Origin of the sequence: Acinetobacter sp. CIP 102529, assembly GCF_000368325.1 — a bacterium.
Lineage (GTDB): Bacteria > Pseudomonadota > Gammaproteobacteria > Pseudomonadales > Moraxellaceae > Acinetobacter > Acinetobacter parvus.
Genome location: NZ_KB849355.1, coordinates 505,902 through 518,964 on the forward strand (window position 1 = coordinate 505,902; position 13,063 = coordinate 518,964).

Annotated in this window: 13 protein-coding genes and 2 pseudogenes; 7 read left to right on the top strand and 8 right to left on the bottom strand. The window is 41.7% G+C overall.

From position 1 onward, the window contains the following. Window positions 1-5 precede the first annotated feature (5 nt). The 3 genes from rsmG to F972_RS07520 form a co-directional block, all read right to left on the bottom strand. Window positions 6-641 (bottom strand): 16S rRNA (guanine(527)-N(7))-methyltransferase RsmG, encoded by a 636-nt coding sequence (gene rsmG, locus F972_RS07510; RefSeq protein WP_004679509.1) that lies wholly within the window; start codon window positions 639-641, stop codon window positions 6-8. Window positions 642-811: 170 nt separating this feature from the next. Next, window positions 812-1,501 (bottom strand): N-acetylmuramate alpha-1-phosphate uridylyltransferase MurU, encoded by a 690-nt coding sequence (gene murU / locus F972_RS07515; protein ID WP_004679510.1) that lies wholly within the window; start codon window positions 1,499-1,501, stop codon window positions 812-814. Beyond that, the gene (locus F972_RS07520; RefSeq protein WP_004682246.1) at window positions 1,501-2,514 is read right to left on the bottom strand and encodes an aminoglycoside phosphotransferase family protein; all 1,014 of its coding nucleotides are present in this window, start codon (window positions 2,512-2,514) and stop codon (window positions 1,501-1,503) included. Before F972_RS07520 ends, murU begins: the two co-directional genes overlap by 1 nt. A 118-nt stretch (window positions 2,515-2,632) precedes the next feature. Between F972_RS07520 and F972_RS07525 the strand changes: the two genes are divergently transcribed. Beyond that, a complete protein-coding gene (locus F972_RS07525; protein ID WP_004682248.1) occupies window positions 2,633-5,107 on the top strand; it encodes an LPS-assembly protein LptD in 2,475 nt (824 codons plus the stop codon). Beyond that, entirely contained in the window at window positions 5,107-6,420 is a 1,314-nt protein-coding gene (locus F972_RS07530; protein WP_004757915.1) for a peptidylprolyl isomerase, read from the top strand. Before F972_RS07525 ends, F972_RS07530 begins: the two co-directional genes overlap by 1 nt. Window positions 6,421-6,525: 105 nt before the next feature. Here F972_RS07530 and fba read toward each other — a convergent pair whose 3' ends face one another. The 3 genes from fba to F972_RS07545 all read right to left on the bottom strand — a co-directional run bounded on the left by fba (window position 6,526) and on the right by F972_RS07545 (window position 9,263). Continuing rightward, window positions 6,526-7,563 (bottom strand): class II fructose-bisphosphate aldolase, encoded by a 1,038-nt coding sequence (fba, locus tag F972_RS07535; protein WP_004679518.1) that lies wholly within the window; start codon window positions 7,561-7,563, stop codon window positions 6,526-6,528. Between the two features lie 189 nt (window positions 7,564-7,752). Continuing rightward, window positions 7,753-8,904 (bottom strand): ATP-dependent RNA helicase RhlB, encoded by a 1,152-nt coding sequence (gene rhlB, locus F972_RS07540; protein WP_004679520.1) that lies wholly within the window; start codon window positions 8,902-8,904, stop codon window positions 7,753-7,755. A 146-nt stretch (window positions 8,905-9,050) separates the two neighbouring features. Then, complete coding sequence (locus F972_RS07545; RefSeq protein ID WP_004679521.1) at window positions 9,051-9,263, bottom strand: cold-shock protein; 213 nt, start codon at window positions 9,261-9,263, stop codon at window positions 9,051-9,053. Between the two features lie 355 nt (window positions 9,264-9,618). On the opposite strand from F972_RS07545, the gene F972_RS07550 reads away from it, so the two are divergent. The 5 genes from F972_RS07550 to F972_RS07570 all read left to right on the top strand — a co-directional run bounded on the left by F972_RS07550 (window position 9,619) and on the right by F972_RS07570 (window position 12,347). After that, window positions 9,619-9,858, top strand: coding sequence for a sulfurtransferase TusA family protein (locus F972_RS07550; protein WP_004679523.1), 240 nt, complete (start codon window positions 9,619-9,621; stop codon window positions 9,856-9,858). A gap of 131 nt (window positions 9,859-9,989) precedes the next feature. Further along, complete coding sequence (rpoH, locus tag F972_RS07555) at window positions 9,990-10,859, top strand: RNA polymerase sigma factor RpoH (protein ID WP_004679525.1); 870 nt, start codon at window positions 9,990-9,992, stop codon at window positions 10,857-10,859. A 107-nt stretch (window positions 10,860-10,966) separates the two neighbouring features. Next, complete coding sequence (locus F972_RS07560; protein ID WP_004679527.1) at window positions 10,967-11,332, top strand: DUF423 domain-containing protein; 366 nt, start codon at window positions 10,967-10,969, stop codon at window positions 11,330-11,332. 9 nt (window positions 11,333-11,341) lie between these two features. After that, on the top strand, window positions 11,342-11,539 hold the full coding sequence (thiS, locus tag F972_RS07565) for a sulfur carrier protein ThiS (RefSeq protein WP_004682254.1): 198 nt from the start codon (window positions 11,342-11,344) through the stop codon (window positions 11,537-11,539). Between the two features lie 22 nt (window positions 11,540-11,561). Further along, a complete protein-coding gene (locus F972_RS07570) occupies window positions 11,562-12,347 on the top strand; it encodes a thiazole synthase (RefSeq protein ID WP_004679530.1) in 786 nt (261 codons plus the stop codon). A 43-nt stretch (window positions 12,348-12,390) separates the two neighbouring features. Here F972_RS07570 and F972_RS07575 read toward each other — a convergent pair. Both F972_RS07575 and F972_RS15855 read right to left on the bottom strand, forming a co-directional pair. Continuing rightward, window positions 12,391-12,825 (bottom strand): annotated as a pseudogene (locus tag F972_RS07575) (metal-dependent hydrolase); the annotation flags it as partial. 38 nt (window positions 12,826-12,863) lie between these two features. Beyond that, window positions 12,864-13,063 (bottom strand): annotated as a pseudogene (locus tag F972_RS15855) (IS701 family transposase); the annotation flags it as partial.

Here is a 13,063-nt window from a genome sequence, read left to right on the forward strand (position 1 = left end):
ATTTTTTATTGAATACGTTGAAGTAACAGTAAATGACGTTGTTCATCTAATCTTGGTACACGAAGTTCGATCACCGTACATGAATATTGATCTTTGATTTGCTCAACTTCGTCGGTTGGAATTAAGCCTTTCATTGCGGCAATAATGCTCTGTTTATGCATATAAGGTTGTGCAGCATCGACAAAGTCAGTCAGAGAGGCAAAGGCCCGACTTGTAATGACATCGAAATGACCAAGCTCGTTAATACTGTCTTCGTTTTCTACACGTGTTTGCACTGCAATTACATTTTTAAGCTTTAGATCAGCAATAAACTGCTTTAAAAAACGAATCTTTTTCCCATTGGAATCCAGAAGCACACAAGAACGCTCTGGCTGACATAACGCAATGATCATGCCTGGCATGCCACCACCCGTTCCCACATCCAGCAAACGGCCCTGGGGTAAATCATTCAGGATACTTAGGCTATCCAGTAAATGTTTCACCAGCATTTCTTTAGGATCACGAATAGCGGTCAGGTTATATGCTTTATTCCATAGCACCAAAGCATCTTGATATTTCAATAAGAGTGTTAAGGCCTCATCACTCAGGTTTAAACCCAAAGCCTGGCTACCTTGCTTTAATTCTTGAAAAAAAGGATGCATAGCGGTGTAACATCTCGATAAACTTGCCGTGCAGTATACCGATTTCTGATGCAAGGCACAGTAGGACTTGTTGAACGATTATGCAGTTAAACAGTGGCAAACATGATAAACTGCACAATCCTGTAGGCTTTTGTCTTTTTCCATACAAATCAAATAAAGACAATGACCTACTACGAAAACTTATTTTGCTTAATTTGTTGATCTAGCTGCTCCAAACGTTCAGGTGTGCCAACATCCACCCAAATCCCTTGTAATTTTTCAGCCGAAACCTGCTGTTGCTGCATTGCCTGTTTTAACAATGGCGCCAAAGGTCGCTTGCCATTTTCCAGACCAGCAAACATCCGCGGATGAAGCACGGCAATACCGCTATAAGTTAATGCTTCGCCCAACTGCTCCTGTTCAAAGGTATAAGCCAGCCCGTTAGAAAGGATAAAATCACCCTTTAAATGTTGTGGGGGATTTTCCACCAAGACCAAATGTGCCTGCTGCTCACCTAACTGAACATCTAATAATGAAGCAAAATCCATGGTGGTCCAGACATCTCCATTTACCAGAATGAATGGCTCATCACCCAACAATGGCAAGGCATTGATGATTCCACCTGCGGTTTCAAGACCCTCACCCTCATGTGACCATAGGATTTTGACACCGAATTGAGAACCATCACCCAGCGCATTCGCCAGTTTTTCGCCTAGCCATGCGGTATTGATGACGATCTCAGTCACACCAATCTTTTGCAACTTTTCAATATGCCAAACTATCAGCGGTTTTCCACCCACTTCAAGCAAAGGTTTAGGAGTATGTAGGGTTAGCGGACGCATGCGATTCCCTAGCCCTGCAGCAAGAATCATCGCTTTCATTATGCAACCACCTCATAGCTACCATATTTTGCAGTAAATTTAGGCATGACCACATCACGAATAAACTGCATAAAGTCATTCAATTCGTCGTAGCCCTGACTTTCTTCAAGCAAATACCACATCACACGCGGTAAATCTTTTAAATAACCCGATTTACCATCACGCTCAAACAATCGCACGAAGATACCCAAAATCTTAAGGTGACGTTGAATCGCCATTAAATCAGCATCACGCTTGAACTGTTCAAAACTACGGTTTTCTTTTGCAGTTTCAGGCAACAGGTCATAGAACACTTTAAACCAATTATAGACACGTTCAGTATTCCATTGCACATAAGCATCACGGGTAATCGAGATCAGATCATAGGTATCTGCACCAATCACTGCATCCTGAAAGTCAATCACACCAAGCTCTTGCTCATTGTCGATTTTCATGAGGTTACGGCTATGAAAATCACGATGCACGATGACTTGTGGCTGATGCGTTGCTTCAATCGCAAGGAAGTCGAATGCCTGCTCAATGGTTTCAAGCTGCTGCTCTGTAGGCTGAATATTCAAGGATGGTAACATCCATTCAGTCAATAGACGCATTTCTGTCATCAGCTTTTCATAAGAATAGGCAGGTAAATGATTTTTTCCATCAATCTGCTGCAACTCAATCAACTGTTTAAAGCTTTGTGCATAGTATTGGTCAACAGTTTCGTCATTCAATAAAGTGGACAACACCACATCACCAAAATCTTCAAGCAGTAACAAACCCTGGGTTAAATCCTTGGCGACGATATGTGGCACACGAACCCCATGTCCATCAAAGAACTCATCAATACTCACAAATGGAATACAGTCTTCTTTTTCAGGTGGCGCATCCATGAGCATATAGGTTTTGTTTTGTAACTTGATTCGCGCATAACGTCGAAAGCTTGCATCTCCTGCCAAAAAACTGATCTCAAATTGATCGGACTGAAGAACGGCTTGAAGCCAAGTTTGTATCAATTGTTCACGTTGTGTATTCATTTGCAATAAAATCTAAAACTAGCTGAGATTTTGAAAGCTTAAGTGTAGCCACTTATCAACTTTTTCTCTATGATGCGACAATAATTAATTGTGAATTAGCGTACTGGTTAATGAGACAATGAAACATCAGTTTAAATTTAATCCTTTAGCAACAGCTATTTTGACACTTTTGTGTGGCGGCTCGATTCAATCAGGTTTCGCAGCTTCAGCTGATGCCGTCTCTACGCTTGACAATAAACAGCTTAAAGCCATCACCCAACAAAATCAGGCTCAGCCAAAGCAAGAAAGCTATAAGGGTGAAAAGTTTTTCCAGCAATATTATGTGGACAAATCAGCAGCAGAAGCCCAGTTACGCGACAATCGCTATTTAAGCTCTTCCTTTTGTCAGGGCACATGGATTACCCCGATTAATCCACAAACCAAGCCATCCGATGCCAATAACACCACTTCAGTAATCACCGCAGACTATGGTCATTACAACCCTGAGGGAGATTCTTTCCTGCAAGGCAATGTTGTGATTGATCAGGAAGGGCGCAGTATTCGCGCAGATCAGGTCACCATTGATTCAACCCAAACCCATGCAAAAGCGCAAGGACAAGTGCAGCTTGCACAATCAGGCCTGCTCACGCAAAGTGATGAGATTGACTACAACCTAAAAACACAGACAGGTGATTTAAACAATAGTTTCTACATCTCTGAACAGCAGCATGCGCATGGTTATGCAAGTCAAATCCAGCGTCAGAATGAAAACCTGGTTATCTTAAAAGATGCAAGCTATACCGCCTGCCCACCTGGACAAAAACCAGCCTGGAAAATTCAGGCAAAGCAAATAGAACTGAATCAGGATACGGGTCGTGGTGTAACACGTGGCACCAAGCTTTATGTCAAAGATATACCTGTACTTGCCGTACCCTATTTCAATTTCCCGATTGATGACCGCCGTACCACAGGTATTTTAACCCCTACTTTCGGTTATACCAATGATGGTGGTGCACAGCTTGGCGTGCCTGTTTATCTTAACCTGGCACCAAACTACGACTTAACGCTTACTCCAAGCTTTATGAGTAGACGCGGTGGCAAGCTGGATGGTGAATTCCGCTATATGACTGAGAATTTTGGTTCAGGTCGAATCTGGGGCGGATATTTACCAAACGACAATCAATATGACAATAAAGACCGTGATGACCTGCATTTCATCCATTACTGGAAAATGAATAATCAATGGTCGACCAATTTAGAATATAACTATGCATCAGATAAGGATTATTTCGCAGACTTTGAAAATAATCCAAATAGCAAAACCGATCTGAATCTACGTCGCGCCTGGGAACTGAATTATCAAAATGGTATTCCAGGTCTTAAGGCTCAGTTGAAAGTCGAAGATTTCCAGACACTGGATAAAACCATTAAAGACGCAGATAAGCCCTATGCCCGACTGCCACAATTTTTATTAAATTATGTTACAGGCGATCCACAAGGATTACAGTATGAATTTAATAACGATACTGCCTATTTCAAAAAGTCTATTAATGATGATTCAGCTCTGGAATCAAGTGGTACACGTATCTATAACCAGTTTGCCGTTCGTTATAACTACATTACCCCATCATGGTTCTATGCGATTCCAGAAGTTTCTGTACGCAGCATCAACACATTCTATGATCAGGACTCCAAGAAGAGTATTGGACTGTCCAAGTCAGATGATTTAGAAAAATCTGTTGTTGTACCCCAGTTTACATTGGCAACAGGGGTCACTTTTGAAAAAGAGGGCAAATACCTGCAAAGTATTTCGCCACGGGCTTTTTATGCCTACTCACCTTATAAAAAGCAGGATGATTATCCAAACTTTGACTCAACCACAGCCTCGATCAACTACGACCAGCTTTTTAACCCCTACCGTTTCTATGGCCATGACCGTCTGGATGACAACAACTTTTTGTCATTGGGTGTAACCTATAGTTTATTGGATACAGAAGGTCTGGAGCGTATTCGCGCCAGTGTCGGTCAAAGCTATTATTTTAGTGATCGACGTGTCAGCCTGAACCAACAGCCTGACGAGTTTGATACCCAGCGTCAGACAGGTCCTATTGTCAGTGTATCTAGTCAGCTCAACCAGAATTTCACCATTAACGCCAATTCAGCTTGGATGTCGAATGGTGACAATGCTCAGCGAGATGTGCAAGCCTACTATACAGGCGGTCAGGGCAACCTATATAACTTAGGCTATTTCTACCGTAAAGACATTCCTGACCGTCAGAATTATTACGATCAGGTTGTTGCATCCTTTATACAACCTGTAAAGGATAATTGGCGTATCATGGGCCATGCTCAATATGACCTGGACAACAAACTAATGCGTGAGTACCTGCTTGGCATCAATTATGAGTCTTGCTGTTGGGCTGTTTCAGTTTATGGTCGTTCCTACTATAACGATCTGGATGATCCAAACTCTCCAGATGTTCGCAAAAAACGTGCAGTTATGGCCGAGTTTACCCTGAAAGGTTTAGGGGGCTTAAACAACAAGCTTGCCTCTCTTCTGGAAAATAGAGTTTTAGGTTTCAACAAAATTAATCAATCTTGGACACAACGTTAATGAAGATACAACACTTTCAACATATCTTTAGAGCCACTGTTCTCGCTGCCCTAGTTTCTTCATCAATGCAAAGCTTTGCCCAACCTACGGATGAGGTTGTCGCAATTGTGGACGATAGTGTTATTCTTAAAAGTGACTTAGAGCAAGGAGTTGCGGAAACGGAACACCAGCTAAAAGCACAAAATAAAACGGTCCCACCTCAACAGTATTTACAAATGCAGGTGCTGGACCAGTTGATCGTTCGTCAAGCCCAGTTAGAGCAAGTAAAACGCTATGGCATTAAACCAGACGAGAAAAGCCTGAATGCAGCCGTACTAAAAGTTGCGAATCAGTCAGGTGCCAGCACATTAGAGGCTTTCCAGCAAAAGCTGGATGCCATTGCGCCTGGTACTTACGAAAATCTACGTAACCGAATTGCTGAAGATTTAGCCATTGGCCGCCTGCGTCAACAACAGGTGATGTCACGTATTAAAATCAGCGACCATGATGTGGAGAATTTCCTAAATTCTCCTGAAGGTCAGGCTGCCTTAGGGATTCAGGCACACGTCATTCATATGCGTATTTCAGGTGAAAATACCGATGAAGTCCAAAAAGTAGCTCAAGAAGTTAAAAAAGCTTTGGCTACAAGTGATGATCCTAAAACGATTAGCTCAAAGCTATCCACCTCAACCGTCAAGGTTGATGGCGCAGATATGGGTTTCCGCCCGCTATCTGATATTCCTACCGAACTTTCAGCGCGCCTTACACCATTAAAAGTAGGTCAAACCACTGAGTTGATCAATGTGCGTGATGGTGTTCATGTACTTAAATTACTTGAACGCAAACAGAATGACCAAAAAGCTCTGGTCTCTCAATACAAAACACGCCACATTCTGATCCAACCATCAGAAGTCGTAACCATTGACCGCGCCAAACAAATGATTGACAGTCTTTACACACGCGTAAAAGCAGGTGAAGATTTTGCAACATTGGCTGCAACTTATTCAAATGATACAGGTTCCGCCCGTGATGGTGGTAGTCTCGGCTGGGTGAGCCCTGGTATGATGGTTCCAGAGTTTGAACAGGTCATGAAAGACACACCAGTTGGTCAAGTCAGTAAACCATTCCAGACCCAGTTTGGCTGGCATATCCTACAGGTTACAGATACTCGCCAGCAGGACATGACCAAGGAAGTTCAGGAACGTATGGCTCGCCAGATTTTAGGTGAACGTCAGTTTGATACCGAAGTGGATAGCTGGACACGTGAACTTCGTGCCAATGCCTATGTTGAAATTAAAGATGCCAACCTAGACACCAAAGCTCCACAAAAATAATCCAGCTACTTTAATGCAAATGCCAGCCTGTATAAGAGCTGGCATTTTATTTACTCGATAAAGAAAAAACAGCGGCAAATGCCGCTGTTTTTAGCTACAAATGAGTTATTTGTAACGATCAACCATCTTCTCTAAAGAAATTGGACGAATCTTGTCAGCATTGCCTGCTGTACCAAACGATTCATAACGATCGATACAGATTTGCTTCATTGCTTCAACTGTCTCGCCAAAGAATTTACGCGGATCAAATTCACTTGGTTTTTCAGCCATCATACGGCGCATTGCACCTGTTGAAGCCAAACGCAAGTCAGTATCAATATTGATTTTACGCACACCATGTTTGATTGCTTCAACAAGCTGCTCTACAGGCACACCATAAGTTTCTTTAATATCACCACCATATTGGTTAATCACAGCCAACCATTCCTGTGGTACGGAGCTTGAACCATGCATCACAAGATGCGTGTTTGGCAGTGCAGCATGAATTTCTTTAATACGGTCAATTGCCAGAATATCGCCTGTAGGTGGGCGAGTAAACTTGTACGCGCCATGTGAAGTACCAACAGCAATCGCCAGAGCATCAACATTGGTATCTGCCACAAACGAGGTTGCCTCTTCAACAGAAGTCAGCAATTGAGAATGGTCAAGTACGCCTTCTGCGCCAACACCATCCTCTTCACCAGCCATACCAGTTTCAAGGCTACCTAGACAGCCAATCTCACCTTCAACTGAAACACCACATGCATGCGCCATCGCAACCACGCGGCGAGTTACATCAACGTTGTAATCGTATGAGGTTGGTGTCTTGCCATCTGCACCCAATGAACCATCCATCATGACTGAGCTGAAACCCAACTGGATCGAACGCTGGCAAACATCAGGGCTGGTACCATGATCCTGATGCATTACCACTGGAATATGCGGCCATTCTTCAATTGCAGCCAAAATAAGGTGACGCAGAAACGGCGCACCTGCATATTTACGCGCACCAGCCGAAGCCTGCACAATTACAGGTGAGTTTGTTGCATCCGCAGCGAGCATGATTGCACGCATTTGTTCTAGGTTGTTTACGTTAAATGCTGGTACGCCGTAGTTATGTTCCGCAGCGTGATCCAAGAGCTGGCGCATTGAGATGAGTGCCATAATATCCTCCCAGGTAATGCGCCATATTCTACATGCTGATTTATTTCAATTCAGCAACTAATCACAGGAAATCAAAAAAAATCCCTGATCTTTTGTGCAATCTGGTGAACGAATTGTATTTTGCAATAAAAAAAGACCAAATCTATGAACAATTTGGTCTTTTCCGTATTTATGCTGGGTTTATTAAAATTAACAATACCCATCCAGACGAGTTAAAGGCAATTTTTTACCAATCGCCTTTTCAATCTCTGGTAAATAAAAAGCATCATCTTCCGACAGGAAGCTAATACTTACGCCCTGCGCTCCTGCACGTCCTGTACGCCCAATACGGTGTACATAATCATCCGATTGCTCTGGCAAGGTAAAATTAATCACATGCGACACACCATCAACATGAATACCACGACCTGCCACATCGGTTGCAATCATAATGTTGTGCTTGCCCTGCTTGAATTGGTCCAGCATCTTTAAGCGCTTGTCCTGGGCAATTTCACCCGACAACATCCCAACCTTATAACCATCACGCTTGAGATGGTCATACAAACGGCGAACCTGATCCCGACGGTTCGCAAAGATCATGACTTTATCAATAGGCTCATCACGCAAAATTTCTTGTAGAAGCTTATATTTGTCTTTTTTCTCAACCACATACACGCGTTGCTCAACATCGACATTGGTTTTCTGCTCAGGCTCAATCTCAACCGTAACAGGTTCAAATAACCATTGGCGTGCAAGATTGAGAACATCGTAGCTAAACGTTGCCGAGAACATCAATGTTTGACGCTGCTCCTTAAATGACGAATAACGCACAATACGTTTTACTGAAGGAATAAAACCCATATCCAGCAAACGATCCGCCTCATCAATCACTAAAAATTCAATTTTATCAAGCCAGACTTCTTTTTGCTCCACAAAATCAATCAGTCGCCCAGGAGTCGCAACAATAATATCGACAAAATTCTTGTCCAGCATTTTCTTTTGCTTGTCAAAATCAACACCACCCAACAAAGTGACAACATGCAAATTTGAGAATTTTGTTAAAGCCTGAGCATCACTTTCTATCTGTAAAGCCAACTCACGTGTCGGTGCCAGAATCAAGGCACGCGGTTCACCACGAAAACGCTGGTCCTGAATAGGATTATTGAGTAGATCATTGATCACGCTAATCAAAAAGGCCGCTGTTTTGCCTGTACCCGTTTGCGCTCGACCAATGGCATCATGTCCTGCCAACGTATATTTTAAAACCTTTTGCTGAATTGGGGTCATTTGTGTAAAACCCAAAGCATCAATCGCTTTTTTTAACTGCGGATGTAAATTTAAGGTTTCAAAACCAGATGTCATATATGCACTCGAACCATCAATGAGCAAAAGAAAGTCGCTATTATAAACCATAAAAAATAAAAACGCCCCAATAAGATTGGAGCGTTTTATAACCCCCTATAGTTCCCCCTTATTAAGGGGGAACTATAGGGGGTTAAAGCAACAAATTAGTCTAAAGGCTGAACGTTTTCAGCTTGGAAACCTTTTTGTCCTTGAACTACGTTGAATTCTACGCGTTGGCCGTCACGTAAAGAACGGTGGCCATCGCCCATAATTGCGCGGAAATGAACGAATACGTCATCACCACCATTACGCTGAATAAAACCAAAGCCTTTAGTGTCGTTAAACCACTTTACTACGCCTTGTTCACGAGCTGTCATAAGTCAATCCTCAGATATTGAAAGATAAGGACCTTCCGGTGTTGCAAACAGCAGAGCCAACAAGGTTTTAAAATTTTTATAATTTTAAAGCTTGTAATCATTCTGTAAAACTATCAACAATTTCCGGTTACATCCATTTGTTATAGGGTTTAATACAATAAAATTTAATTAAACACTTTCTAAAACGCATCGAGCTTAACATGGGTTTATGATAATTAATAGATTTATTTTAAGTTATTTCTAATGTTTCTATCTGTTTTTTTCAATCATTTAGCTGTTTTTTTAATGAGATTCCCCCTCTAAAGTCACACGAAAATTTGCTAAGATAATGACGTATTCAGCGGCTTAAACGATTATGACTCTTATTTCCAGTTCACCTGAGATTATTGATGCCCTAGGGCAGCCCTGCCCAATGCCACTGTTGATGTTGAAACGTGCCTTAAAAAAGGCACCCGAAAAACAGCAGTTTTTACTCAAGTCATCCGACCCACATAGTGAAATTGATGTAACACGATATTGCCAAATCCAGCAACTTCAATGCCAGCCTCAAAAAATTTCAGAGAATGAGTTTCACTATTTAATTGAATCTATGTAATTCTTTGCTAAACTCTGACTAAAGATAAATGCATTAAATTTACATTTCTATACTCAAATTTCCTTAGTGATGAAGTCTATTCGCATTAAGATGAAATTGTTGACTTAAATATAATCCTATAAGGAGACTCCATGACTACTGACAGCAGCAATCAATTGATGCCCCTGTCATTGTCTGCGCCAGGTGTAAACCTTGGTGCATATATCAGTACTGTCAATCAAATTCCAATTTTAACGGCTGAGCAGGAAAAAGAACTTGCTGAGCGTTACTATTATGACCAAGACCTTGATGCTGCCAAACTTTTGGTAATGTCACACCTGCGCTTTGTCGTACATATTGCACGTAGCTATGCAGGTTATGGCCTTCCACAAGGTGACCTGATTCAGGAAGGCAATCTTGGACTAATGAAAGCGGTTAAACGTTTCGACCCAAACATGGGTGTTCGTCTAGTTTCTTTTGCTGTGCACTGGATTAAAGCCGAAATCCATGAATATGTGATTCGTAACTGGCGTATTGTCAAAATTGCTACTACCAAAGCACAGCGAAAATTATTCTTTAATTTGCGTAGTCTTAAAAAATCAAGTAAAAAACTCACCTTAGAAGAAGCACGCTCAATTGCAAATGATTTGAATGTAACACCTGAGCAAGTGCTTGAAATGGAAGGTCGTTTAACCGCTTATGATGCTGCGTTTGAAGCACAGGGCGATGATGATGACGATACTCCACATACCGCCCCTGCACTATATTTGGAAGATAATCGTTACGATCCTGCGCGCTTGATTGAAGAAGAAGATTACGAGGAACAAAGCACCACTGCCTTACATGAGGCTATGGATCAACTTGATGATCGCTCACGTAACATTCTACAACGTCGCTGGCTGGATGATGATAAATCGACCTTGCATGAACTTGCGGCTGAATATAACGTTTCTGCAGAACGTATTCGCCAACTTGAAAAGAATGCAATGGAAAAAATCAAAACCGCCATGTCTGCGAGTTAAGATTACATCAAACACAAGGGCTTTCATGCCCTTTTGTTTTATCTGGCTTTGTTTAAACACCCGAATATGTTAAGTTTGTTCATCAAATTTTTAGTTCCATTATCATTATGTGGATAGCAATCTCTGCGCTAAATCTCGCGCTTGCAGTTATGTTAGGCGCTTTCGGCGCGCATGGACTCAAATCTTTTGCCACACCTGAGCAACTGGCTTGGTGGAGCACAGCAACCCAATACTTTTTCTATCATGGCCTTGGCTTACTGATTTTAGGTGTGCTTCATAAAACCACACCAACTCTGCCAATAAAAATTCCTTTTATTTTGATGCAAATTGGTATCATTTTTTTCTGCGGTTCGTTGTACATTATGGCACTTGGTCTACCAAAAATCTTAGGTGCGATCACCCCGATTGGTGGTGCATTTATGATTGCAGGTTGGCTTTTGCTCGCATGGCAAGCGCTTACGCATGCGAAATAAGGATTTATCATGCACATCTATTTAAATGGCGAGTTGACTGACACGCCTTGTGAAAACCTACAGCAATTGATTCAGGTGTTGGCTTTAGAGGGTAAACGCTTCGCTGTGGAGAAAAATCAACAGATCATTCCGAAAAGTAAACTTGAGCAAACCACAATTGCTCCCGAAGATCGTATTGAAATCATTCAAGCTGTTGGTGGCGGCTAATCGGCTAAAAATGGAGTAGCCCATGCAAGATTCCCCTTTAATTATTGGCTCACGTACTTTCCAGTCTCGTTTATTGGTCGGAACAGGCAAATATAAAGATTTAAATGAAACTGGTTTAGCCATTCAGGCAAGTGGCGCTGAGATTGTGACGGTGGCAATTCGTCGAGTCAATATCGGACAACATGCAGATCAACCTAACCTGCTTTCAGTGATTCCACCTGAGAAATATACCATCCTGCCAAATACCGCAGGTTGCTTTGATGCGGATAGCGCAATCCGTACCTGTATGCTGGCGCGTGAACTTTTAGATGGACACAATCTGGTCAAGCTGGAAGTTCTAGGTGATGAGAAAACCTTATACCCAAACATCACTGCAACACTGAAAGCGGCCCAAACCTTGATTGATGATGGTTTTGAGATCATGGTCTATACCTCGGATGACCCAATTGTGGCCCAAGAACTTGAAAGTATGGGTTGCGTGGCAATCATGCCTTTAGGTAGCCTGATCGGTTCTGGTTTAGGCATTCTCAATCCACACACTATTTCGATTATCAAGGAAAACGCCAAAGTACCTGTGCTGGTCGATGCAGGTGTCGGTACAGCCAGTGATGCAGCGATTGCAATGGAATTGGGCTGTGACGGTGTCTTGATGAATACAGCGATTGCGGCTGCTCAAAACCCGATCTTAATGGCTTCTGCCATGAAGAAAGCGGTTGAAGCAGGTCGTGAAGCCTTTTTAGCAGGTCGTATGCCACGTAAGCGCATGGCAAATGCAAGTTCGCCTGAGACGGGTTATTTCTTCAAATAGTTCATCAAAAACATATTCATTTTGTTATAAAAAGGTGCAATTATCATTGCACCCTATTTAAATTCTGCTTTGCCTGTAATTCAAAATTCTGTTGAAAATATTCAGTCTGATAAAGCGGTTGTGTTTGATAAAAATGCTGTAAAACTTCTTTTCTCTTCACTGCATAAAGTTCTGGTTCAACCCAAACATACTCTTTTTGAATCTGTTGTTCATATTCTACAAAACGTGCTGGCGATGCTGCTAAAATCGATAAATCAATATCCAGTAAAAACTGTAAATCCAATTCATCTGTTGTTGCATGTTTTTGTGTGGCTAAAATCCATTGCTTAATTTTGATAACTGTTTGATCAGATAAATCAGCAGTCACATACTGTTCAAACAGCTCTGCACTTTTCAGTTCATTGTCTTTGGCTTGTGGATTATAAATAGCATCATGAAACCAGAGTGCCAGAGCAACTGCATAAAAATCATTTAAATAGGGTTTAACCAATTCAAGTAAATAGGACTTACGCACTATTATTTATAGATTCTCTGTGATAGCAGATGATTTTTATCGAGAATAAAGTCATCAATGAAGTTTTTGATAACTGGTCTAAATAATTTCTTCTGCCAACGATATACATTTTCAAAGATCCCCTCAAACTGGTTCTTTTGTATCTCAACGTAGGCCATCAAGGCTGAAAAAATATGATTCAAAATCAGTTTAGATCGTCTTA